Origin of the sequence: Mesorhizobium sp. 113-1-2 (genome assembly GCF_016756475.1) — a bacterium.
Taxonomy (GTDB): Bacteria; Pseudomonadota; Alphaproteobacteria; order Rhizobiales; family Rhizobiaceae; genus Mesorhizobium; species Mesorhizobium loti_C.
In genome coordinates this window covers 1864973-1886583 of record NZ_AP023242.1, presented here as the reverse complement: position 1 = coordinate 1886583, position 21611 = coordinate 1864973, and the positions used below count along the sequence as shown (strand labels likewise).

At 60.6% G+C, this 21611-nt stretch carries 25 protein-coding genes and 1 pseudogene; 12 read left to right on the top strand and 14 right to left on the bottom strand.

Annotation, left to right across the window (positions count from 1 at the left end):
* Positions 1-282: 282 nt before the first annotated feature.
* Positions 283-729 carry a MerR family transcriptional regulator gene (locus JN279_RS09100; protein ID WP_202352569.1) on the bottom strand — a complete coding sequence of 149 codons (447 nt, stop codon included), beginning with the start codon at positions 727-729 and terminating at the stop codon, positions 283-285.
* Between the two features lie 78 nt (positions 730-807).
* Between JN279_RS09100 and JN279_RS09095 the strand changes: the two genes are divergently transcribed.
* The 5 genes from JN279_RS09095 to JN279_RS09075 all read left to right on the top strand — a co-directional run bounded on the left by JN279_RS09095 (position 808) and on the right by JN279_RS09075 (position 3426).
* On the top strand, positions 808-1374 hold the full coding sequence (locus tag JN279_RS09095) for a hypothetical protein (RefSeq protein WP_202352568.1): 567 nt from the start codon (positions 808-810) through the stop codon (positions 1372-1374).
* 138 nt (positions 1375-1512) lie between these two features.
* Positions 1513-1974, top strand: coding sequence for a hypothetical protein (locus JN279_RS09090; protein WP_202352567.1), 462 nt, complete (start codon positions 1513-1515; stop codon positions 1972-1974).
* A 1-nt stretch (position 1975) separates the two neighbouring features.
* Positions 1976-2275, top strand: a complete 300-nt coding sequence (locus JN279_RS09085; RefSeq protein WP_202352566.1) for a thioredoxin family protein — start codon at positions 1976-1978, stop codon at positions 2273-2275.
* Between the two features lie 93 nt (positions 2276-2368).
* Positions 2369-3073: a cytochrome c biogenesis CcdA family protein gene (locus JN279_RS09080; protein WP_202353671.1), complete on the top strand. Its 705-nt coding sequence runs from the start codon at positions 2369-2371 to the stop codon at positions 3071-3073.
* 14 nt (positions 3074-3087) lie between these two features.
* Positions 3088-3426, top strand: a complete 339-nt coding sequence (locus tag JN279_RS09075) for a hypothetical protein (protein WP_202352565.1) — start codon at positions 3088-3090, stop codon at positions 3424-3426.
* 176 nt (positions 3427-3602) lie between these two features.
* Here the strand turns inward: JN279_RS09075 and JN279_RS38800 are convergent, their stop codons facing one another.
* The 4 genes from JN279_RS38800 to JN279_RS09055 all read right to left on the bottom strand — a co-directional run bounded on the left by JN279_RS38800 (position 3603) and on the right by JN279_RS09055 (position 5821).
* Positions 3603-3686: a hypothetical protein gene (locus JN279_RS38800; RefSeq protein WP_446720415.1), complete on the bottom strand. Its 84-nt coding sequence runs from the start codon at positions 3684-3686 to the stop codon at positions 3603-3605.
* A gap of 14 nt (positions 3687-3700) precedes the next feature.
* The gene (locus tag JN279_RS38150; RefSeq protein ID WP_096449611.1) at positions 3701-4009 is read right to left on the bottom strand and encodes an IS3 family transposase; all 309 of its coding nucleotides are present in this window, start codon (positions 4007-4009) and stop codon (positions 3701-3703) included.
* Positions 4009-4356, bottom strand: a complete 348-nt coding sequence (locus JN279_RS09065; protein ID WP_096457798.1) for a transposase — start codon at positions 4354-4356, stop codon at positions 4009-4011. The genes JN279_RS38150 and JN279_RS09065 overlap by 1 nt, the downstream gene beginning before the upstream one ends.
* Positions 4357-5134: 778 nt before the next feature.
* Positions 5135-5821, bottom strand: a complete 687-nt coding sequence (locus JN279_RS09055; RefSeq protein WP_096449613.1) for a helix-turn-helix transcriptional regulator — start codon at positions 5819-5821, stop codon at positions 5135-5137.
* 593 nt (positions 5822-6414) lie between these two features.
* On the opposite strand from JN279_RS09055, the gene JN279_RS09050 reads away from it, so the two are divergent.
* The 3 genes from JN279_RS09050 (at position 6415) to JN279_RS09040 (ending at position 7513) form a co-directional block, all read left to right on the top strand.
* Positions 6415-6615 (top strand): DUF768 domain-containing protein, encoded by a 201-nt coding sequence (locus tag JN279_RS09050; RefSeq protein ID WP_202352564.1) that lies wholly within the window; start codon positions 6415-6417, stop codon positions 6613-6615.
* Positions 6616-6731: 116 nt separating this feature from the next.
* Positions 6732-6953, top strand: a complete 222-nt coding sequence (locus JN279_RS09045; RefSeq protein ID WP_202352563.1) for a hypothetical protein — start codon at positions 6732-6734, stop codon at positions 6951-6953.
* A 332-nt stretch (positions 6954-7285) separates the two neighbouring features.
* Entirely contained in the window at positions 7286-7513 is a 228-nt protein-coding gene (locus JN279_RS09040) for a hypothetical protein (RefSeq protein ID WP_202352562.1), read from the top strand.
* Between the two features lie 98 nt (positions 7514-7611).
* On the opposite strand, the gene JN279_RS09035 is transcribed toward JN279_RS09040, so the two are convergent.
* Positions 7612-7908 carry a helix-turn-helix domain-containing protein gene (locus JN279_RS09035; RefSeq protein WP_342216342.1) on the bottom strand — a complete coding sequence of 99 codons (297 nt, stop codon included), beginning with the start codon at positions 7906-7908 and terminating at the stop codon, positions 7612-7614.
* 416 nt (positions 7909-8324) lie between these two features.
* Here JN279_RS09035 and JN279_RS09030 point away from each other — a divergent pair, with 416 nt between their 5' ends.
* Together JN279_RS09030 and JN279_RS09025 are read left to right on the top strand one after the other, a co-directional pair.
* The gene (locus JN279_RS09030) at positions 8325-8558 is read left to right on the top strand and encodes a hypothetical protein (RefSeq protein WP_096449617.1); all 234 of its coding nucleotides are present in this window, start codon (positions 8325-8327) and stop codon (positions 8556-8558) included.
* A 63-nt stretch (positions 8559-8621) separates the two neighbouring features.
* On the top strand, positions 8622-10142 hold the full coding sequence (locus tag JN279_RS09025) for a winged helix-turn-helix domain-containing protein (protein WP_202352561.1): 1521 nt from the start codon (positions 8622-8624) through the stop codon (positions 10140-10142).
* Here the strand turns inward: JN279_RS09025 and JN279_RS09020 are convergent.
* On the bottom strand, positions 10139-10603 hold the full coding sequence (locus JN279_RS09020; RefSeq protein WP_202352560.1) for a VOC family protein: 465 nt from the start codon (positions 10601-10603) through the stop codon (positions 10139-10141). The genes JN279_RS09025 and JN279_RS09020 overlap by 4 nt on opposite strands.
* A gap of 317 nt (positions 10604-10920) precedes the next feature.
* On the opposite strand from JN279_RS09020, the gene JN279_RS09015 reads away from it, so the two are divergent.
* Positions 10921-11874 carry a cation transporter dimerization domain-containing protein gene (locus JN279_RS09015; protein WP_202352559.1) on the top strand — a complete coding sequence of 318 codons (954 nt, stop codon included), beginning with the start codon at positions 10921-10923 and terminating at the stop codon, positions 11872-11874.
* Here JN279_RS09015 and JN279_RS09010 read toward each other — a convergent pair.
* Positions 11804-14533, bottom strand: a complete 2730-nt coding sequence (locus JN279_RS09010) for a caspase family protein (protein WP_096449625.1) — start codon at positions 14531-14533, stop codon at positions 11804-11806. The two genes, JN279_RS09015 and JN279_RS09010, sit on opposite strands and share 71 nt — an antisense overlap.
* Positions 14534-14891: 358 nt before the next feature.
* Between JN279_RS09010 and JN279_RS09005 the strand changes: the two genes are divergently transcribed.
* Positions 14892-15881, top strand: a complete 990-nt coding sequence (locus JN279_RS09005; protein ID WP_096449627.1) for a methyltransferase — start codon at positions 14892-14894, stop codon at positions 15879-15881.
* Positions 15882-16347: 466 nt separating this feature from the next.
* Here the strand turns inward: JN279_RS09005 and JN279_RS09000 are convergent.
* The 6 genes and pseudogenes from JN279_RS09000 to JN279_RS08975 form a co-directional block, all read right to left on the bottom strand.
* Positions 16348-16599, bottom strand: a pseudogene (locus tag JN279_RS09000) (ATP-binding protein); the annotation flags it as partial.
* Positions 16600-16695: 96 nt separating this feature from the next.
* Positions 16696-17109 carry a curlin gene (locus tag JN279_RS08995; protein ID WP_096457801.1) on the bottom strand — a complete coding sequence of 138 codons (414 nt, stop codon included), beginning with the start codon at positions 17107-17109 and terminating at the stop codon, positions 16696-16698.
* Positions 17110-17281: 172 nt separating this feature from the next.
* Positions 17282-17683, bottom strand: coding sequence for a curli-like amyloid fiber formation chaperone CsgH (gene csgH, locus JN279_RS08990; protein WP_096449629.1), 402 nt, complete (start codon positions 17681-17683; stop codon positions 17282-17284).
* A gap of 72 nt (positions 17684-17755) precedes the next feature.
* Positions 17756-18193, bottom strand: a complete 438-nt coding sequence (locus JN279_RS08985) for a curlin (RefSeq protein WP_096449631.1) — start codon at positions 18191-18193, stop codon at positions 17756-17758.
* Positions 18194-19060: 867 nt separating this feature from the next.
* On the bottom strand, positions 19061-19354 hold the full coding sequence (locus JN279_RS08980; protein WP_244734456.1) for a glucoamylase family protein: 294 nt from the start codon (positions 19352-19354) through the stop codon (positions 19061-19063).
* 703 nt (positions 19355-20057) lie between these two features.
* Positions 20058-21611 carry a response regulator gene (locus tag JN279_RS08975; RefSeq protein WP_096449635.1) on the bottom strand — a complete coding sequence of 518 codons (1554 nt, stop codon included), beginning with the start codon at positions 21609-21611 and terminating at the stop codon, positions 20058-20060.

The window sequence follows — 21611 nt, the reverse complement described above, 5'->3', positions numbered from 1 at the left end:
TCATGGCAATTGTCCTTGTCTTCGTGCCGGCTTTGTTGGTTGCACTGAGACTCGGGATATAGGACCGACTAGGTCGTCAACCCATAAGGGACGCGAGGTTGCGCGGCGGCCTTAAGGTCTGCGCCTGACTTAATTCGCAGACGGTGCCCAAGACCCTGGACGCGGTCAGCATTACCCACTGGTGCCTCTTGCGAGGTGTCCGTCCCCCGCCGCGTCGGCAATATATCGCTGACCTGAGTTTTGAACTTCAGCGCGACACCGATCTGTGGACAGTTCGGGCTATTATCCGCAGCAAACGCCAGATTTGGCCAGTGCAGCCATGTCCTTGAAAATCACGCAGTCCTGGCCTGGACCGCCGGCACAGGCGATGTTGCAGCGTGTCACAAAGCTTTCCAGCCGACGTTCGAGCAAGCGCAGTTCGGCGAGTTTCTGGCGGACCTCGTCAAGATGCACCTGGGCAATGTCGCGCGTCTCGACGCAATCGCGGCTGGTGCTGATGGATAGCTCCATCAGCACGCGCACCTGACCAATGCCGAAGCCAAAGTCCCGGCACTGCTTGATAAACGTCAACCGACCCAAATCGTCGTCGTCATAAATGCGTTGCCCTCCGGCCGTGCGAGGCGCGGGAGGCAGCAAATCGATCTCCTCGTAGTAGCGGATGGTCGGCGTCGTGACGCCGGCAGCCTTGGCGAGCGCTCCGATGGTGAGCACGCGGACGTGAACGTTCATCGCAAGATACTCCTTGAACCTCAAGTTACTTGAAGGAGTACGCTATCTTCGTACTGATCCAAGAGGAAGATTTCGTTGATGGGTTTTTTCGCAAATCGTGTCGCCCTTATCCGTTGGACGTCGGCGATGCTGGCGATCTCGGCGCTTCTCTTCGCCACCGCCGTCTTGATGGAAGGGGGCGGACATCGGGAGCCCGCCAGCATGGCCGCGCACGACGAAGCGGCAGGGGCTCAGGAACAGGGCGGCCATGACGAAGCGGCCGAGAGTCCTGCCGCGAAACAAGGTGGTGACAATACCGAGGTCGGCGAAACGGGCAGCCACGCCGAACAGACGATCCTTGGCATCAATCTCGAAACCCCCTGGCTGGCATGGGGGTTCGTCGGCGTTTCGATAATGCTCGCCGCCGCTGTTCTGAGGCTTGGCAAAGCGGCCCTCTTGCTGGCCATTCTCCTGGCGGGTGCCGCGGCAATTCTCGATGGCCGCGAGGTTTTCCTGCAACTCGCTCGCGCTAACGCAAGCGTGGCGAGCCTGGCAGCGCTCACAGCCCTCTCTCACGCTGCGGTCGTCATCCTGGCTGTGTTGGCTTGGCAGGCCGCTTCCACCCACGCCGGCCCGGCAACAGGGAGAAATATGCATGGACGTTGATAAGACGATCACAGGCGCCGGCCTTGTTCTTGTAGCCTGCGCGGCCTGCTGCGCACCTCTAATCGCGCCGCCGGTTATCGCCGCCATCGCTGCCAGTGGTGTCGGCTTAGCTTTGATCGGCCAGCTTGGTCTGGCTTTGTGGTCGTCGCCGCCGGAGGTCTTTATCTTCTGTCGCGCCGGAAGGCCGCGCCCAACACCACATTTCAATCATTGATGGCACAAGGCGATTGCGGCTGCGGCCCGTCTTGCGCCCCTGCGGCCGAGAACGATGCACTATCGATCGCCTGCACCCTTGGCGCGTCTGATTTCAAGGAGCGTGTCGCCGGCATCCGTGCCTTGGCGCGTCGGTCATTGCGCAATGCCGATCGTACGCCGCTGTCACTCGAACTCACCTATGGGCCGGAAGCACTGGAAGAGGTCAGCGATCTGATGCGCAAGGAGCAGATCTGCTGCGCGTTCCTGACCTTTGACCTGAAGAACAATTCTCGCGGAGTTGTCCTAACAATCACCGCCCCACAGCAAGCGGCCGAGGCAGCGGACCTCTTGTTCGACCGCTCTGCCCCCGAACTCGCTGCATCCAACGTCACGGAGACTGCATAGCATGCAACGTCGTCACTTTCTGATGCTCTCGGCCGCTGCCGGTATCGCTGCCGCTGTCTACCCCGCAATCGCCCACAATGGCGACGAAACCATTCCCGGCTTCGACGACGCGCTCAAAGCCGGCGGCCCGGTGATGATCCACGTCACAGCGCCATGGTGCGAAACCTGTCAGGCGCAAAAGCCCATCGTGGCATCGCTGCTGGCCTCGCCGGACTTCAAGAACATGAAGAAGTTCGATGTCGACTTCGACACGCAAAGGAAATCTTGGCTCGCTACCGCGTGCAGATGCAAAGCACGATGATCGTCTACAAGGGCGGCAAGGAGGTCGACCGGCAAACCGGCCAGACCGACCCGGCGGTCATCGAAGCACTGCTGCGCGAGGCGCTGTGACAAGCTGCTTGCCCTGCTTGCCGGTGTTCTGTCGATCCTCTCGCCCTGTGTGCTGCCGCTGCTGCCGGTCGTCCTGACTGGGGCGGTGGCCGAACATCGGTTGGCACCCTTGGCCCTGGCGGTTGGCGTCGCCGTCTCCTTCACATCGATCGGCGTCTTCGTGGCCACCATTGGCTTTTCAATCGGCCTCGACATGACGGTGTTTCGCTCGGCTGCCGCCGTGCTGCTAATCTTGGTCGGCGCGGTGCTGCTGGTCCCGCGTTTCCAGACGCAGTTCGCCACCGCGGCCGGCCCGGTGAGCAACTGGACGCAAAGCCGCTTCAGTGGTTTCTCGACCTCCGGCATCTCTGGCCAGTTCGGTGTCGGGCTGCTCTTGGGCGCGGTATGGACACCTTGCGTCGGGCCAACGCTTGGTGCGGCTTCTATCATGGCTGCGCGCGGCGAAAATCTCGGCATGGTGGTGCTGACCATGCTGGCTTTCGGCATTGGCACATCATTGCCGCTGCTGGCTCTGGCACTGATGTCCCGAGAAGCATTGCTCCGCTGGCGAGGTAGGATGCTGGCTGCGTCCAGCCGCATCAAAATGGCACTCGGCGCCGTGCTAATCGTGGCTGGCGTCACGACGCTATCGGGGTTCGACCGCACGATACAAATCGGCCTTGAACAGGCTTTGCCGGATTGGCTGGTGGCCATCACCACGAGCTTGTGACACGTTCGGACGGCATGCGCATCCTCCTCAGTTCCTTCCTGACGTTCGCAGCGGCCGCGCTCGCCGAAATCGCCGGCTGCTTTGCTTTCTGGGTCTGGCTGCGGCAGGGGAAATCAATCCTATGGCTGGCGCCGGGCGTCGCATCTCTGGTGCTGTTTGCATATCTCCTTACGTTCATTCCCAGCGATTATGCGTGGTCGCGCCTACGCGGCTTATGGCGGCATCTACATCGTGGCGTCGCTGCTCTGGCTGTGGCTGGCCGAGGGCATCGACCGGATACATGGGATCTCATGGGCGGCGCTATCGCGTTGCTTGCGGTAGCGATCATACTGTTCGCCCCTCGAAGTACGTGAGTTTTGCTCGGAGATCGCCGTCCCACCGATGTTCTGGAACGTTCGCGAGCACACGCCGGCCCGTCTGGCGGGAGGCCTGCTTATGGCGCGACCGTGACCTGTGTCATGGTCACCCGCGATGTCTGCTCCCGGGCGCGGCAAGTGTTACCCTATATGGCTGACTTGAGGCGGTGGGTTCAATAGGTCGCCGCAACAACGACCTTGCGGGACCAGGCATCCAGGATGACCGCGACGTAGACGAAGCCTGCCGCAATCGCCACGTAGGTTATGTCGCTTACCCAAAGCCGGTTCGGCCATCGAGTGTCACGTCCTTCGCCAGGTTCGGGAAGATCGGCAATTCATGATTGCTGTCCGTGGTGGCGATGAAGCGTCGCCTGATCCTGGGCTGCAGATCATGCTCGCGCATCAATCGTCTGATCTTCTTGTGGTTCACGACAATGCCGCTCTGCCGCAGCCCAGCCTGCATGCGGCGATAGCCGTAGGCTTCGAAGCTGTCGGAGATCTCACCCATCGTCTCGACGAGCGCAGTGTCATCCACGGCGGTTTCGGGCTGATCGTAGTAGGTTGACCGCGCGATCCCCATCAGCCGGCATCCTTCAGCGATAGAGACACCGCGGGGCCGGTGATCACGGATGTAGGCCCGCTTCTGGGACGTGGTGCGCTTTTCAGAGCCCCCTTTAGAAACTCGATTTCCAAGGCTTGCCGGCCTACCAGCCGCTCCAGCGCGGCGATCCGAGCCTCATAGGTCTGCGTCTCGGCCGCCGCTACATCCTCGTCGAAGGCGCCGGCCTGGTGTTTCTGGACCCAGATACGGATCAGGTTACGCGCTAGTTCGTGCCGCCTGGCCAGACCATGAAGCGTCTCGCCGGAGAGGAACTCTTGCACTACCTGACGTTTGAACTCGATGCTGTGCGCACGATGTGCAGTCATGGCTTCCATCCTTCGAAAGCCCGGCTTCCAAGTCAATTCTGCTTAGTCAAGCTGTCCGCTCCGAAGGGCTCACTCCAATCGAGGGTCAGTTTTGGAAGCCGTTTGACACTCGGCGATCGGTCCTTCACGTGCGAGAGCGGGCAGTTGCCTGGCCACCCAATTGTCGAGACATTTCAGGCCGCGAGCGCTCATTCATTCCGTCATCCCGGATCACAGTGCATAATCGCGTCCAGGATCGTGCGGTAGCGGCTGTCAACCTCTTCGTCGATCTCGCCCCGCTTGATGCCAAGCGCATTGGCGTCGGCCAGTCTGTTGGTCGTAGACTGAGATAACTTCGGCGCCGGCCGTCCCCGGGACGTTGCTAGCGATCCATTGATCCAGGAAGTTGATTCCGCCGGTGCTCATGACCGCTTAAGCTCGGTGCCGATATTAGGTTCGGCCGTCACGCCTTGGGCTAACGGCCCGGTGGCTGTGTGGACAGTGGACGAGCTCGGCCTCATCCTTTATCCCGGCCATGTAGTTGGCTGTGATCCGGGAGGCCAATCGTCCTGCGCATCGGCTGATTGGTCGTCCACGAGTTTGAGTTGGTCGAAAACCCGCCCGAGCAAGGCAACTCGGCACGATCACAAATCCCGGCGTCCACAGCCCAAAAAACAGGACTGCGACCGCGATGATGGATCGGCCAGTTGCCTACCGTTCTGCAACCTGAGTGCTGCGCACGGGCAACGCCATAATTGCCTGACTGTGTTGGCGAACGCCGCCTGACGAGACGGCAGCCTCACGGCAATACGGAAATACGCCCGAGGAGGGCCACCAGTTCGGCCTGACGTTTGGTATCGGTCTTGGCGAACAGCGAAGCTAGCTGGGATCTGATCGTGGTGGGGCTGAGGTGCCAACTGCGGGCGATTTCCAAGGGGGCATCTCCCTGAGCCAGGCGCATGGCAAGCTGGGTCTCCGCACTCGTCAAGCCGAACATCTTTTGCAGCGTCTGAGGATTGGCCGACGACCTGTTGTCGCGGTCCAACAATGCCACGATGCTCGTCCCATCAGGAGCAATGACACCGCCCTCATTGAGCACCACCGGACGGTCGGCGGCGCTGCGGATCACTACCCATGACAACGACCCTGGCAGAAAGTTGGCCGGAACATTGGCAACAAGCCGCCTTAGCGCAGCCGAAAGTTCGGCAGCTGTACCAGCCGCTTCGTCCTGACGCTCAAATGTGCTTTGGGCGGCGGCGTTCCATTCAACCACCTTCTTCTCGCGGTTCAGGAGGAGATAGCCACAGCCAATGCGGTCAAGCATGCCGGTGACGGATTCCATGTTGCGTCGCTTCGAGTCCCCGACATCGGCAGCCGGCCGAGCTGAAGTTTTGCGCGTAGTAGAAGTTGCGGTTCCAGATTCATTCCCCAAGACAACATACCTGTTGCCCGCAACGGTGTCGTTGCGCCCGTCAATCAGCGTCATTGTTCCTACCCCAACCCTTCTGTCTGTCCGAGCTTCATCTTGAAGTTCGATATCCCGAAATAAATTGATCTTGGCTTAGGTCAGGGCTATCCACATGAGGGACTACGATCCGAAACTTGCTCCTAGTCTCGGCGGACTAGTCCGAAGGTCGTAGCCTCACCCATGGATATGCTGATCGTCCGAAAACGCCGGTTGCGGCGCAGGGAGCTACGGAAGAAATATCCCTGTGACCGAGCCGACCGACAACCCGCCTACACGGCTTCGCCCTGGCGCGTCGACGAACTGGCTGAAGGCGAAATGCTACTCTGTCGGCGAATAGGAACTGTTCGGCGTCGGACGCGAAGCCGGCAAACCGGCATTTGCCCTGATGGCTCATCGGGTACCGGCCGCTATGTCGGTTCTGCCTTCATCAACTCAAGCTGGCCTATCCGTGAGCGGCTGTGGAAGCGCGTCCAGGAGCACGCCGGGTCGGCGCAGAAGGGCGTGAGGCGGCCAGCCACGCAATGGGTGAAGCCTGGCATCATTGGCCGTGTGAAGCATGTGCGGGGCGAGGAAGACCTCCGCCACGCCTCACTTCAGGATTTCCGGGAAGAATGAGCAAGCGAGGCGGCGATTTCCTCTACCATTGGATATCGGATACTTTGCGGGACGAGCCGATCGCGGACCCGGTGCTGCTTGTGATCGATATGGCTGTGGCTGCGAAACAGGCGGCGGTAGCCCAAGGCATTCCCAGCCAAGAGATCGACGAAGAAATTGGCACGATCTACCGGTTCATCATGCAGGGGTTGCGCTAACTGCAGCTACGTCTGCCCCTTGGGCGTTAAAGCGTGGGCTTCCTGCTTTTGATGATGCTGCGTTTCGGCTGGCTGATTTATGCTAACAAGGTCCAGGTGCCGCGCGGGAGGGCGCCATGCGAAAATTACCATTCGACATCGATGCAGATGCCGTGATCGAAGTCGGCCGATATCTGGATGATCATGCGAAGACCACCGCAGTTTCGATATCTGAGGCGCTCCGAGTAATCAGGCGTCGCGTCAACAATTCGCGCATCGGAGACATCGGTTTGGAGGAACTGATTGTAGAAAGTGCCGTAACCAGAAAACTTGCTATCTTGTTAGACAACCACAATTAAATTCACTGGCTACGGGGCCGTTCATCCGATGGAATGGGACGTTACCAGCGCGGCCGCCTGCGGCTATCTCCAGGCACTAGTCAGTCAGCCAAGCCAGGTTCGTGATGGACGATCGCCTCAGTCTCGCAGCTTTAGGATGCCCGCGCGGTCCTTTCAGCTATTCAAACCCCGTATATTTCCGCCGGTGACCGTGTGGGGAGCCCGGCTTTATACCTGGTCAGCATTTAAACGGCGCCGGCACTCGTCCTCGCAAGGACCGTCCTTCGTTCGCATGTTCCTTATATTAGCAATAGCGCATATCTTTGCCGTGCGGCGCCTAGAGCGGAGACCAAATGGGCGGCTATAAGGCCTGGCATGATGCTATTCACGACCATCAGGTCGAAAGTTTCGCCTCGGAGAGCCGTTTGGCTGCGGACCTGGTCTGGGAGTTTATCCTAAAACACGGCAACAGCCGCAAGGCCGTGATCAAAGCTGCGCAGGGTCTAAAACGTGATGCGAGGCAACACCCCAGCCGAGCCGAGGCCGCCACTGACGATGAGCGTGGTCCGACGAAAGCGTAGTCGGCTTGCCCCGAAAAAAGCCCCAAGTCGGCTAGGCCCGGCGGCCACCGCAAGCGAGCCAGCTGCCCCGCGGCTCGTTGTAGGTCTGCGCGGCCAGTTCATTCGGGGCGCTTGGCGAGCTTTGCGACCGTCGAGCGTGAGCAGTTTGTCGCCCTCAGGATGGTGTTCCAACTCTGTCCCTTCCGAAGCATGGCTATGATGGCGTCGTTGCGTTCGGTGTCCTCTGGCCGGCCCCTCATGCGCCCCTCGGCCTTCGCCGTCGCGATTCCCTGAGCCTGCCTGCGACGCCGGTCGTCGTAGTCCTTGCGGGCGATGGCCGCGAGCATGTCGAGCAACATCCCATTGATCGCGTCGAACATCCGCCCGGTGAAGGCGTCCTCGGTCTTCAGCATCATGTGCGAAGTCAGCGAGTCCAGAGCCACGACCTTGACCTCTCGGTCCTTGATCTCGCGCTTGAGCTGGTCTCAGTCCTTGTCCAAGAGGCGGCTCAAGCGGTCGACCTGTTCCGTTAGCCAGCTCCATGACTTTCACAGTGGTCGATGAGGTCCAAATGGACGTGGAGATGGCGCTGCCCATCGAGGGCTTATAGTCGGTGCTCATTTCCGATGACTTTTGTTGTCTGCCGAAGGCAAGACATCTACGGCAATTGGAGCGGAGGATCCAAAGCTCTGGGCCATTCCAACTGACTGCAATCAAAGCGGTCGGACTTTCAGCAAAAAATCAGCAACCGTTCAGGACAAGAAGGCCGCGATAGGACCATCCTTATTCCAACAACCCAGGGGTGCTCTAAGCACAACGTCGGAGATTGGTCATGTACACCAAGGCAGAAGTGCCGTCCCCATCCGCCGAACTGGCAAGAGAGGAACTGCTACGCTTCCTTTCCACGGGGTTCGCGGGCTCCTGTCTGGGCGAGAGCAACGAGATGTTGACCTACCTCGAGACGACAGCGTCCAGTGACAAGCCAGGCGCTCCCGCCCTGAAGCGGTCAAGGCCGCAACTGCGCTTTCGCAGCCTCTTTTCAGCCTTGAGACTGTTTCCAGCTTGATTTTCTACCATGATGCCGCTCCGATGATGGCCGCGCGATCAAGCGCGTCTATGGGGCAAGGACTTGGCGCTACAGATTGGCAGCGCGATTCTCGACATTGAGCGGGGCACTCTCCGGCGCAATGGCGAGATCGTGTCGATACGACCCAAGACCTTGGAGTTGCTGACCTACCTCGCACGAAATCCCGGTCGGGTACTTAGCAAGGTAGAATTGCTGGAAGCCGTGTGGCGGGGGATCATCGTCTCCGAGGATTCGCTCACCCAGTCGGTCCGCGACGCCCGCAAATCCATCGGCGATGAAGCACAGGTCCTGATCAGAACGGTGCCTCGCCGCGGCTACCTGCTCCAGGTGCCCGAGACCGGGCCTGTTCCGACGCCATACGCGGAGGCTTTGAGAGCGGAGCCGATGGTGGCAGTGCTGCCGTTCCGCGTCGATGCCAGCAACACCGTTGGCAAGGCGCTGTTCGACGGTGCAGTCGAAGAGATCACCAATGCCCTTTCCTGTTTCAAGACGGTCGCGGTGTTGGCGCGCTATTCTGCCTTCGCATTGGCGCAAAATTCTGGCGCAGAGCTTCGCGCCACCGCCCAGGGTCTAGGGGTCGATTATATCGCCGAGGGCTACGTCGAGGGCGGAGGCGCCGACTATACCGCCCGCATAGAGTTGTCCGAGACCACGTCGGGCCGGCGCGCCTGGGGGCAGAGCTTCAGCTTCACCAAGGGTGAAATCTTTGCGTTCCAGACGTTGGTGGCGCAAAGGATCGCCACCGCACTGGTCGCCAACATAGAAAATGCTGTCATGCGTCGGGGATCGGTGGCGCCGCCAACCGCCAACGTCGATGCTTATCTCCACTTCCTTCGTGGGAAGGAACTGCTCCGCAGCTATGGAGAGGGTGTCAACGAAGCGGCACGGGACCATTTTCTCAAAGCAATCGAACTCGATCCAACTGCAGGGCTCGCCCACGCTTATCTCGCACTTGCTGATGTGATCATCGGCGGCTACGGCGATGCGCCACTCGGAGTGCTTGACCAGGCGCGCGACCGGGCGTTGCATGCAATCGCCCTCGCCCCCGACGAAGCGCGCTGCCACCGCATGTTGGCGCTTACGCTGCTTTATCGCGGGCGGGATGAATACGACTCCGTCGAGGAGCATTTCACTCGCGCGCTTGATCTCAATCCCTACGACGCCGATACGCTTGCCCAGACCGGCTATCTTCGGGCACTGCGCGGTGATGCCAAGGCCGGACTGGACCTGCTCGACAAGGCAGTTCTGCTCAACCCAATTCATCCGACCTGGTATTATCACGACCGCGGCGAAGCCTTGCTGATCGCCGGGCGTCACCGGGATGCTGCCGCGTCTTTCGCATGCCTTCCGCGCAAGAGCGCCTGGCAATGGGCTCGACTTGCGGTGTGCTACGCCGCTACGGGCGACGGCGACAAAGCGCTCGCTTGCGTCAGGCACGGTCACGCGCTGGTACCCGATCTCACGATCGCGCAGATCGTCGATGAATGCAGGATGGAGCGGGCAGAAGACCGCGAGCAACTGCGTCAGGGCCTGTTGGTTGCCGGCTGGGACACAGGCATTTAAGCGCTCGGCGGCAAACGCCTACGATTTCTCGGGTCGACTATGTATTCCGCCTGGTCGACCGAAGGCATTGCAGAGGCGTCTATCCACATCGCGCCTACGGCATGACCATCCGGATCAGCCAGATCGCGGGAGTACATAACCCCATGATCTTCGACTGGATTGATGTCGGCTGTGCCTCCGTTTGCCGCAGCTGCGGCCGCCATCGCATCGACGGTCTCGCGACTTTCCAGGGACAACGCCAGCATCACCTCGCTGGACGTCGATGGCGGGATCGGACGGGTGGTCATCGTTTGCCATGTGTCACGGCTGAGCAGCATGAAGTTGATTTCATCGCTCCATACCATCCCGGCAGTTGTCTCGCCGGTAAATTGGGGATTGTTCTTGAACCCGAGAGATTCATAGAAAGCCCTGGATGCCTTTACGTCGGTTACCGGCAGGCTTACGAAAATCTTCTTCGTCATGGATCATTCCTTTGGTTGTCGAGACGCCAGTCGAGCGAGTGGCCGCTTGCTTGAAGACGCATGACCGCCTGCAAATCCGACATGGCATCTAATTTTTTTGATCGCCCAGGAGGCGGCTATGCCGAGGCTTAGCCTATGCTGTCGATGCAATCGCATCGCGACGGGCGGTCTTGTTCGGCAGTTCTGAAGGCGGCGTCCTTTGCATGCTTCTTGCGGCGACCTATCCCGAACGAAGGTTCTCCGTCACTGGCCAACTCTGAAGGCGATAGCCGCCACGCCGCCGACGAAAGAATGTGGCGCCGCCGGCAGAGAGAGGCGTGGGCGCCGTCGGCGTATGGCTGGGCTTTCCACTTGCAGATCCGATCATCGGCCTCTTGATCACGGTGGCCATCTTCGCGATCGTTTGGCAGTCTTCCAAGGCAGTGCTGACGCGCATGCTTGACGGCGTCGAACCCGGCATTGTCGATGAAATCCATCACGCCGCCGAACACGTGCCCGGCATCGAGCGTGTCCAGGGCGTGCAGGCGCGCTGGATTGGCCATCGCCTGCATGCCGACGTCGCCATCAGCGTCGCGGATGCGGCAACGACCAAGGAGGTGCTTGGCGTCACCGAAGCCTTCAGGGAGGAATTGTTTGCTCATCTGCCGGCGCTATCAGAAGCGAATATCCGCCTGGAGAATCCGGGCGGGCTGCCAACGATGGGCGCGGCAGCGCCACATGTTCATGATCATCATGCGACGGCTCCTTTCACGGTCGCATGTGAGCTGGCCGTCGGAACGTTGGAAATTGTCGACACACCCGCAGGGGAGCGGATGTGTCTCACCGTGGACCGGCATGCCGGCGACTTGACCGCAACGGTGATTGTCGAACGCCCCAACGGGCCAGAGACGCTTCGCCTTGAACCCGTCGCTGGCAACCATCATCGCCTTCAGAGCACGGTGGCCCCTATGGAAGCCCATGAGTTTCAGGCGAGGCTGGTATTGGCCGCGAAGGATCGCGAACGGGTGCTGCAGTTCAAGATGGTCGAGCCGGAAGGCCACCATCACTTAGATCTGGATTGCCTTTCAGCCGCAGCGGTCAACGACCTGTCGTTCCTCCAAAAAGACAGATATATGCTGCGACGGCTCACTAACCGTACGCCACCTCTTCTGCCCCAGGTGATCGCCCTCGTCGGCACTGGCCTTGCCACCGTCGTCAGTCTTACTTGCTACAGGGCGGCTCACCCGGATGCCCGCAGAACGGCTTCTTACCCGGCGGCGGCTGGGGCTTAGGCTGCTCCGGCAGACGTCGCTCTCGCATCTGGGGCTTTGGCTGGGTCTGGAACTGCGGCTTCGGCTGCGCCTGGAACTCCGGCTTCGGCTGCGCACGGAATTCCGGTCTCTGCGGCTTGGAGTACACCTGCGCGGGCGGCTTTTCCTGCTTGACCTGGCGCTGCACATTTTCATTCGGCTTGTTGACCCTGACGTTCCGCTGGACGTTGACCTCGCCGCCCGCTGATCCGCCAACGGCGTTGGGGAGCTTGCGGAACTTCCTGTTCCTTTCGTTCCCGTTCGCCGAACCGGCCCCCTGCCCTTTCGGCTCCACGACCACGGCCTGGCCGGACGATGGACGCTGCTTGCGTAGCAGCTTCTTCTGCCTGCCGCTGGGCGCATTTTGGTCGGTGAGCACGGACGGGCTGTTCGGCTTGAACTTCTGCTGGGCGCTCGAACCCTTCCCGACCGGCGCATTGACCGTGGGGAGCTTGCGCAACTCGGCATTCTTGCCCTGACCATTGCCCTGCCCAGCCCCCTGGCCTTCCATACTGGCGGCGCCTGCATTTCCTATAGCTTGCGGGTTCCCGCCTGCCGTCCCTTGCTTGCGCAGCAGCTTCTTCTGCTTGCCTTCGGGCGCGTTTTGGTCGGTGAGCACGGACGGGTTGTGCGGCTTGACCTTCTGCTCGGCGCTTGGCTCATTCACGGCCGGCGCACCACTGACCTTCGGGAGCTTGAGAGGCTTGCCCCCCTTGCCCTGTCCATTGGTCAGCCCGCCCTGCTGGCCATTGCCCTGTCCGATAGCGGCGCCGGCATTTCCGGTAGGCTGCTGATTGTTGCCGTCTACGGTCCCTTGCTTGCCAAGCAGCTTCTTGGACTTGTTGTTGGGCAAATTCTGACCGTTAAGCATCGGCGGCTTGCCGTTGACGAGCGGCAGCGTCTTGCCGTTGGCTCCGGGCAAGGCGTGGTCGGTGGGCAGCTTGCCACTGGTGGACAGCGTCTTCGACTGCGGCGTCGCCCCGCTGGGCTGCTGACCCTGCGTCACACCCTGGCCGAGCTTGCCCTGAGCGGCAGGGTTCTGGTTAGAGAGCGCGGCCTTCTTCTGCAGCAGCGGCGGCAGCGCAACCTTGGTCGCGATCGCGGCCGCGCCCAAGCCTGCGGCCGCGCCGAGCTTCTGGCCCGTATTGAGACCGCCCGGCGCATTGCCATTGCTCTGCCCGGCCTGATTGTTGGTCTCGTTGTTGATCGTCGTGTTGTTGATGATCAGGGTGTTGTGGATGTTGTTGAAGACAATGTCATCGGGCGGCGGCACAATGTTGTGCGGTGGGTTGACCCACACCGGCACCGGCACGAAGACCGGCACCGGCAGAACGAAGATTCCGACCGGCGGCGGCGGCGGTGCCAGTTCAATGAAGTCGCGCGGCCGCGGCGGCAGGAAGGTGACCGCCACGGGTGGCGGTGGCGCGAAATCGAATTCCGGGTCGTCGAAATAGAGCACGGGCCGGTCAACATAGATGATCTCCTCCTCCGGCGGCGGCGGCACGTCGTATTCAAAGACCGCAAAATCCTCCGGCGGCTGCAGCGCTGCATCGAAATGCTCCAGCCGGCGGCGGGCATCCCAGGCGTGCGGGCCGTGCGGATAGCGATCAAGGTAGGACCAGTAGGCTTCGGGCGTGTCCTGGAGCCAGGTTTCGCGCCAAGTGATCGCTTCGCGCCGCGCCGCCAGGATCGCGCGTACGCGCTTGGCCATCGGGTCGTGCGGATAAGTGACGATGAAATCCTCGTAGCCGCGCATGGTATCGCGATCGAGGGCCGCGACGTAAGCGTCGCGCGCGTTGAAGTCGCGAATCGGCTTGGTCCTCATGGTGCGGGCGTCCGCCGATGAAACCGGGGGCGCGGGCGCATCCGAAGCACGATCGAAGAAGACGAAGGGTGCGCTGACCTTCGAGGCGTTCCAGGGCACTTCCGCACCCTGCGTCACCTCGTTGACGCGCAGGCGCGTGCGGTCAAAGACGTCGCCCAACTGCAGGCCGCCTTCGCGCATCATTTCGGCCAGCGCCTGGGCATAGACGCCGTATGGCCCCTTGCCCTCGGGCACGACCGTGCCGGGAGCGGCATTGAAGGCGATCAGCATGTTCGGGTCGGGATCGACAAGCGCAAGGCCTCCAGCAAGTGGCTGATTCGACTGCGCGAAGGAATTCGGCCGCGCCGTATCAAGCACGACAATGTTGACCTTCGTCGGCAAAGCGGCCAGGGGCTTGGTGAGATCGGACACCCGCACCGCCGTGATCGGCACGTCGGCGGCATTGTTTATCTGGGCATCGACCGGCACAAAGTAGTTCTCACCTTCGAACTGCACGCCATGGCCTGCGAGATAGACAAAGACGATTGCATCCGCACCGGCTGCGTTCACCTTGGCGAGGAAATCGCGGAATGCGCCGCGCAACGATTCCTGGTCAACGTCGCGCGCACCGACAACGTCAAACCCGGCCGCCTGCAAGGTCTGCGCGATCAGGCCGGCATCGTTGGCTGGCGTTGCGAGTGCGCCGGATTGATAGGCGGCATTGCCAATCACGAAGGCCAGGCGCTTTTCATTTTGGGCAACCGCTCCGGTCGCGAAACAGACCCCGAAAACAGTCAGCGCGACAAGGAAGCACAGGAACTTCTGGAGCATTCGCATTACAATCCGCCACCCATGCAAACTACAACGCCGCAAAGATCGAAATGTTTCCCAGAAACGGTGCGAAGCAGAATCTCGCCGGCCTTGCGGCGCAAATCCATCCAAAAAAGCAGCTTTGGTTACCCTGACCCGACGCCATTGCACGTCCGCCGGTCCGGGCACCTCCTGCATGGCCTTGCTATGCGTATCGGACACGCGACGGTAGCAGAAGTCCTGTCAGGGCTTGTTGCAATTAGGCTGCTGCCAGATAAAGGCCCGCCCAGAGCTACCTAGTCTAAGGGCTATCGACATCCAAGCAGGGCATGCAGGACTCATCATTCAGAGCCTGCTAAACTTCGGCGCATATCGGAGGGATGTCATGCTCAACCCGTCGCAGCAGATCATGAGGCTAGGATTCGGATTCGCCGTGTCACAGGCACTGCGCGTCATTATCGAACTCGGCATCCCCGATCTCCTGGCTGCCAGCCAACAGTCGGTGGATGAACTAGCGGCTACCACTCAGTCAGATGCTGACGCGCTTTATCGTGTAATGCGGCTTCTCGCGCCCGAAGGGGTCGTTAGGGAAGTGCTGCCCCGCCATTTTGAGTTGACGGAGGTTGGCGCCGTGCTGCGCTCCGATCAGCCTGGCCCCCGTGACTTCGTTCATATGATCAACGGCGAGGTCTATCTTGCCTTCGAGCAGCTCATGCATTCTGTCCGCACCGGAAAGCCAGCCTTCGACAAGGTGTTCGGCAGCCCAAGGTTTGACTGGCTGTCGGCGCACCTCGAGCAGGCTGCCTTGTTTCAGCGTGCCATGGTCGCCCTGAGTCAAGGCAGCAACGAGGCCGTTGCCGAAGCTTGTGACTTCAAGCCGTTCACGCGGGTCGTCGACGTTGGCGGGGGACATGGCCAGCTTCTCTCAGCGATCCTGGCTCGCAATCCCCATTTGGACGGCGTGCTTTTCGATCTGCCTTCGGGCGTCGCGGCAGCACGCCAGGGTGCCGGAGGGGACCTGCCGCGCACCGAATTTGTTGCCGGTGATTTCTTTGAAAGCGTTCCCACCGGTGATGTCTACGTCATCAAAAAGGTCATTCACGATTGGGACGACAGGCGTGCCGCGGTGATCCTGCAAAATTGCCGCAAGGCAATGCTGCCGAACGGCAAGGTGTTCGTGGCCGAGACGCTCGTGCCGCCGGGTGACGAGCCGAGCCAGATCAAGGGTATCGACGTGGTCATGCTCGCCGTCACTGGCGGCCTGGAGAGAACGCAGACCCAATATGCAAGCTTGTTCGGCGCCGCTGGGCTGCGGCTTGAACGAGTGATTCAGACCCGAGGACCCATTTCCATCCTTGAGGCCTGCCCAGCCTAACGCGGCATGGTCCACGTCGCGCACTGAACCGAACACTACAAGCCGTCCCTCCGAGTTTCGATCAAGGGAGCGAAACCACGAATGCCTCTGTCTGCACTTTCTCCATCCTGAATTCCTCGCCGCATTCCTGGCGGTTTGCTTGCAGGCCGACAAGGGTCTCCGGCGGACATAGGCCGGATGGGCCGAATACCCGACTGATCTCGCGGTGGCCGTTTTCAAGGACTGACATCCTGCACGTGTTTTGAAGCGCGGCGGCATTCATTCCTGTCCAATTTCGCAGGTTTCCTACCGCTCGCCCTTCCCGCCGACGGGTCGAGGAATCAGTCATGATCGCAGTGCCACGCAGAAGAACGCCCAACGGTCCGCGGAAAGATTCGCAGCGGCGCAATTTTGCGATGTTCCGGACCAACGTGTCGGAGCTGGTCGGGGTTGCGCAAGCGGGCTGGATCGGCGGGTGCTGAGGGTCAGGCGCGGTTTTGAAGCGCCAGCTCTCTCGTTGCCGGTCTCGACGATATCGCATTGATGGGTCAGGCGATCGAGGAGCGCCGTGGTCATTCTTGACATCACCGAAAACGGGAGGCCATTCCCCAAAAGGTGGTGGTGACGATGACCGAGGTCTGCTCGGAGAGGCGGCTGATCAGATGGAACAGCAATTGGCGGACTGATTGGGCGAAGGCAGATAGCCGCGTTCATCGACAAGGACGAAATCCCGTGCGGCCGAGATAGCCGGCCATGCGAACGGTCACCGGCCAAGCGAGCCGCCGGCGCCGAGCAATGACTATCTCCGGTCAGAGTCTCGATCGATCGTTGGCCGCTACCACCCGTAGCTGAAAGTGGCGCCGCCACCGCCATCGCTGTTCTGAACGACATTGGTGTCTGTGTTTCTGCCGAATTGGAAAATACCGTAGGCGTTGTCATTGCCGTTCTGCTGCAGGGTGGCGGAATGGCCGTTGCCCTCCTGCTGGATGATGCCGAGATTGCCGCGGCCGTTTTGTCCGATGCCGGCGGCGTTGCCCTGTCCCAACTGGCGGATGCTGGCGCCGTGCAGGCCGCGATACAACGAATAGACGTGCAGGCCAGTCGCCAGGGCGCCAGCGTCGCGAGCGTTGGCGGGGGCATAGGTCACAGAAACCCAGCCTCCTGCGAAGGCCGGTGCGGACAGCGCCGCCTGGCCGATGCTGCCGGCAACCAGAGCTGCGGTAAGCGTCTTGAACATGGTGAAGGTCATCGTGGTCTCCATTTTCCGGCTGCCCCAGCCTATGGCCAACCTTCTCATTTCGCGGCTGAACCGTGCCGGAATCGGTCGTCCAGCTGTCGTTCAGTCATTTTCTCCCTGGCCTGGCGCACATGGAAAAGGGCGCCGAATGCCGGCGCCCTTTTCCATAAATGTGGCGATGCGGTCAGGTTGGGCCGCCAACCCGCTTGGCGCAGCCGATGCTCTTGCCATCGACCGTGACCTTGAGCCTGGCGTCGAAGACGGCGCCCTTCGCGTCCAGCATGACGGTGCCGAGCGTCGCTGGCTTGTCAGGCGCAACGCTGAAAGGGCCGCCCTGCTCGATATTGGTGCCGCCGGTGCGACCGGCACTTTCGACATGGAAGGAATAGGTGCCGCTGACGTCTCTATCGGCATGGGCGAGCGCCTCCAGCGAGACCATGCCGCCTTCCGGCGTGGCGCGAATCTCGCAGCGAACCGGCGCGATGGACTGGTCGGCACTGGCCATGGTCGCCAGCGCGCCCACCGGAACCAGGATCAGGGCGAGTGCCGTTATGACGGGGCGAGGATGCTTGGCGATGCGGAGCATGGTTCGTCTCCTTAGCGTTCGTTGGCCGCGGTCGCGGACTCTTTCCGCGGCCGCCCCCAGCCGTTGCCGTGTTTATGGGCAGGCCTGGACGAAGGCGGCGACATTGCCGCTGCCGCCCTGGCTGACATTGGCGTCACAGCCGTGGCCCACCTGTACGCCGGCGGCGATGTTGCCATTGCCGTCCTGCGTCAGGATGGTGGTGTGGTTGGACCCAAATTGGGCGACGCCAGCAACATTGCGGTTGCCGTTCTGATAGGTGGCTCCGTAGTTGCCGACGCCTTGCTGGCCGATAGCCGAAAGGTTGTGGCGCCCACGCTGCTGGCCGACCAGCGTGTTGAAGCGACCGTCCTGGTAGACCCGGATACGGTTCTTGAAGCCGCTCTGGGCGCCGCCAGCCGAGTTCGACCAGCCATATTGCTCGATGCTGACGTCGTTGGCCATGGCCGGGGCGACGGCGGTGATACCGACAAGAGCGGCGAGCGCGGTTGCGATGAGAGAATTGCGGATCATGAGAGCGTCTCCTTTGGCGGGCGGGACCGCGAGTTGAACGGCTTCTTTTTAGGAGATGCCGTTCGAACTGATGCTGAAGGCATCATTCAGTCGCGGTTCAGGAAGGAGCGGAAGCGGATCAGCTCGGCGGAAACGATCCGCGCTCACATTGCCTTCATTACGGAATTCCCGAGCGCCTCGTTAGGCTCTCCTTCGGCTGCCAAGCGGAAATACCGTCGCGACCCCGTCAGGAATTAGAGGCCCTGGCAACAGCGCGACGGCGTGGCTCGCACGGAGTTCCCCCGACAGCGGCGACGGCGACAAAGGAGTATCCGTGCCGGTCTGGACTTCGTGCTCATTCCTTGGTCGCGGCGGCGATCATCGAGACCGCAGCTGCGATCAGGAGCTATCTGCGCGAGAAACGGTGCGCCACGAGCCCGACGGACAAAGGTAGGCGCCGCCGAACCCGCCAGCTTGGCTGAAGCGAGGATTCCGATTTGGAAGGCGCGGAAGCCCAACACGGCAGATAGGGGGCAAGAGACTAACGAGTCCGTCGACAGTGCTCGCAGTCCTCGCGAAGCCAGCAGATACGCTGTTTCCGGCGGAAGGAGTGTTAACTTGCGTACGCCACCTTTTAGCCACCTGGATTATCCCCTCGAGATTGGTACTCGGCGCTTTGTTGTCCTTTGTTGGTGCTATATTCGATGGCCGACCTCTGGGCCTGAGATTTTTCCGGCGAGATATCGACAAAAAGGGCCTGAGTGGCCCTCAGCTGTTGGCCAACGAGGATCGGCGAGAGAGAGCGAAAATGCGGGCGACAGCTGTCACCAATGGCAGGATATTCGACGCGGATGCGTTGAAGTTCAACCAAGTCCCTTGAGGTTTGCATCAGGTGCACGGAAGCTGATCCAGCCAACCACCCTCGAAACCTGCCCGTTGCAGGCCGTCACGAATGTACGGACACAAGCGCATCAACCGCCATAACAGTTCACTGCGTACGTTCTCAATCATCAATACGACGGGGCCTTCGTCCAGACCGAAATGCCAAGGTGAGACCCACCAGCCAAACGCCCATTTGGCTTTGCCCTGCGGGTGCGTCGGATTGAAGGATGACGCGAAACCGTACGTCCTGGTGGACTTGAGTTTAGCCTTGTGGATCCAGAAGGCGATTGTCGGCAGCACGATTTCCGGATAGCGGAAATGCCGATGGCCCCTCTCTGGGTCTGGTTATTTTTCAATGAGAGGCCTGCGATGGAAACGTTCGCCGGCGGCGCGTTGGTGCTTGTGGCGATCCTCGGAAACATCATCTTGGAGTTACGGACCAGTACGAGCACCGGGTGGATGAAATAGGTCAGGATAGCGGCGAGTTCGGGCGAGGGGCAGGCCTCGATCATGGCGCGGTTCGCCCGTCGCTTCACCCGCCCAGCAGGGCTACAACCCTCGCCGGGAACGAACTCAAACTGGATAGAAACGGGGGCAACGTCAACGTCTATGGTGATTATCGACCCCGACAGGGCCGCGCCCAGCCGCCCACCGTTCCGACAACACCGCGCGGAGGCCCCACGAAGCGGTCTATCCGCAACCACCCCAGAGCTTCCCGACTACGGTCGCGCCATCGCCGACATCTGCCAAAATCCGAAATCCCCATAGCCATCGCTTGTGGCCGGCGGGTTCCTTTCTCGGGGACTTTCGTACGCCTGCCGACGCCCGAAACTCTTCACGGAAGCAGACGGACCGCTTTCGGGACGGCGGTGCTGGAAACACGACTTTGCAGTCAGGAGCACTGCCCGGTCTTAGCAGCGATCTCTCTGGCTCGGCTGGGAGCAGTCACCCGATTGTTAGGAAAAATTTGCCATGCTGCCTGGTAATCGTTGTCTTAGTCTGTTCATTCAGTGGGTAACGGCACCAAGTCAAGCCGCGGGACGAATTCCTCCAAATCTTCGTCAAGCGGCGGCGGTTCTTCTTCTGCCTCCTGCTTAGGTTCGACCATCAGCAGGCCAACCACGATCAGCGCCAAGGAAACCCAGGTGAGCGCTGGTATCGCTTCACCCAGCAACAGCATGCTCCAGCCTATGCCGGCCGCAGTTACCGCGTAGGCGTTCTGGCTTGCGAACACTGCGCCTGTGCTGGAGATCAGCGCGATGAAAAGCAGCATCGCCAGATTTCCGGCAACGGCCATCAGAACGACAATCACGCCAAGCCTTCCAGTTAACAAACCAACCGGTATGAAATCCCCGTAGAAAGCTGCCAGCGGGATCAGCATCAGAATCGAAGCAACCAGGACAATGCCTAACAGAGCGACGCTATCGATAGCTGCTGGCTTGAACTCCGAGAGGTAAATATCCTCGGTCGCATAAGTGACTGGGATGACCAGCGCAATGGCAAGCCACAACCAGTTGGTGGCCATTTCCCCCGGCTCTCCATAGAAAAGGATGATGACGATGCCGACGAGACCCAGACCAAGTCCCAAAAACCGCTTCATGCTGGGCGCTTCAGTCCGCATCAAGGCCGCGAACAGGAATACCGCAAATCCCTCTAACACAATGACAATCGAAACGATGAATGCCGGAAGCTTGCTTGTCAGCCAATAGACCAGCACCTGATTGATCACCGAGCTGATGAACGCAAGGATGATGACAAACCTCCAATCCGAGCGCGTAAGGTCAGAGAGGCTCGGCATTGTCCTGCGCTTCACGCTTATCCCGACGCAGAACACAGCTCCGATAAAGTCGATAAGGATCGCCAGCCCTATAGGGTGAGCTTCAACGAGAGAGGCCATCTTCGACAGCGGCACGACAAGGCCCCACAGTCCTCCACACGCCAACAGCAGCAATGCGCCGCGGAATGTGCGGATATTCTGCCGCATCTTCCGCTCGCGCTCATAGACCTTCTGGGCCATCGTGGCAAAGACAGTGGCGAGCTTGCCCAGACCATCCGCTCTGCCTGCAACATCGCGGATGCCTAGCTTTGAAGGGTTGAACCTTCCGCTTTCCAGGGTTGCGGCCGCCTTCGTCAGTTTGGCCACCTGGCGCAAATATTCCCTCTCGATGTCGCGCAGTCTCTTCTTCTCGATGCAGGTGGAAATCCGCGCCTTGAGAAGCGCGAGTTCAAAATCCTTGGGCAAGAAATCCTCAGCGCCCAATTCGATCGCCTTTACGACGCTGCTCATTTCATCGTCGAGCCCGGAAATCACGATTACCGGCACATCCCGCGTCCGGGACAACGCCTTGAGGCTCGTCAGCACCTCGAAGCCGTCCATCGCCGGCATCATGATATCGAGAAGAATAAGATCGAAATTTTCGGTGGCGAGCAGATCAAGAGCCGTTCTTCCGTCCTCTACTGCCTCGGCTTCATGTCCGAGAGCCTCGACGGATTTCTTGAGCTTGATCCTTATGGTCCGAGAGTCGTCGACAATGAGAATCCGGCCAGGGTTGCTCAC

Bases quoted from the DNA above. Each gene is read 5' to 3' on its own strand.
- JN279_RS09045 (WP_202352563.1), top strand. From the start codon at position 6,732: ATGCGAAAATTACCATTCGACATCGATGCAGATGCCGTGATCGAAGTC.
- JN279_RS09075 (WP_202352565.1), top strand. From the start codon at position 3,088: ATGCGCATCCTCCTCAGTTCCTTCCTGACGTTCGCAGCGGCCGCGCTC.
- JN279_RS08985 (WP_096449631.1), bottom strand. From the start codon at position 18,193: ATGATCCGCAATTCTCTCATCGCAACCGCGCTCGCCGCTCTTGTCGGT.
- JN279_RS38150 (WP_096449611.1), bottom strand. From the start codon at position 4,009: ATGGGGATCGCGCGGTCAACCTACTACGATCAGCCCGAAACCGCCGTG.
- JN279_RS09065 (WP_096457798.1), bottom strand. From the start codon at position 4,356: ATGACTGCACATCGTGCGCACAGCATCGAGTTCAAACGTCAGGTAGTG.
- JN279_RS09040 (WP_202352562.1), top strand. From the start codon at position 7,286: ATGGGCGGCTATAAGGCCTGGCATGATGCTATTCACGACCATCAGGTC.
- JN279_RS09055 (WP_096449613.1), bottom strand. From the start codon at position 5,821: ATGACGCTGATTGACGGGCGCAACGACACCGTTGCGGGCAACAGGTAT.
- JN279_RS09100 (WP_202352569.1), bottom strand. From the start codon at position 729: ATGAACGTTCACGTCCGCGTGCTCACCATCGGAGCGCTCGCCAAGGCT.
- JN279_RS09020 (WP_202352560.1), bottom strand. From the start codon at position 10,603: ATGACGAAGAAGATTTTCGTAAGCCTGCCGGTAACCGACGTAAAGGCA.
- JN279_RS08995 (WP_096457801.1), bottom strand. From the start codon at position 17,109: ATGACCTTCACCATGTTCAAGACGCTTACCGCAGCTCTGGTTGCCGGC.
- JN279_RS09030 (WP_096449617.1), top strand. From the start codon at position 8,325: ATGTACACCAAGGCAGAAGTGCCGTCCCCATCCGCCGAACTGGCAAGA.
- JN279_RS09010 (WP_096449625.1), bottom strand. From the start codon at position 14,533: ATGCGAATGCTCCAGAAGTTCCTGTGCTTCCTTGTCGCGCTGACTGTT.
- JN279_RS09035 (WP_342216342.1), bottom strand. From the start codon at position 7,908: ATGATGCTGAAGACCGAGGACGCCTTCACCGGGCGGATGTTCGACGCG.
- csgH (WP_096449629.1), bottom strand. From the start codon at position 17,683: ATGCTCCGCATCGCCAAGCATCCTCGCCCCGTCATAACGGCACTCGCC.
- JN279_RS09095 (WP_202352568.1), top strand. From the start codon at position 808: ATGGGTTTTTTCGCAAATCGTGTCGCCCTTATCCGTTGGACGTCGGCG.
- JN279_RS09005 (WP_096449627.1), top strand. From the start codon at position 14,892: ATGCTCAACCCGTCGCAGCAGATCATGAGGCTAGGATTCGGATTCGCC.
- JN279_RS09050 (WP_202352564.1), top strand. From the start codon at position 6,415: ATGAGCAAGCGAGGCGGCGATTTCCTCTACCATTGGATATCGGATACT.
- JN279_RS09085 (WP_202352566.1), top strand. From the start codon at position 1,976: ATGCAACGTCGTCACTTTCTGATGCTCTCGGCCGCTGCCGGTATCGCT.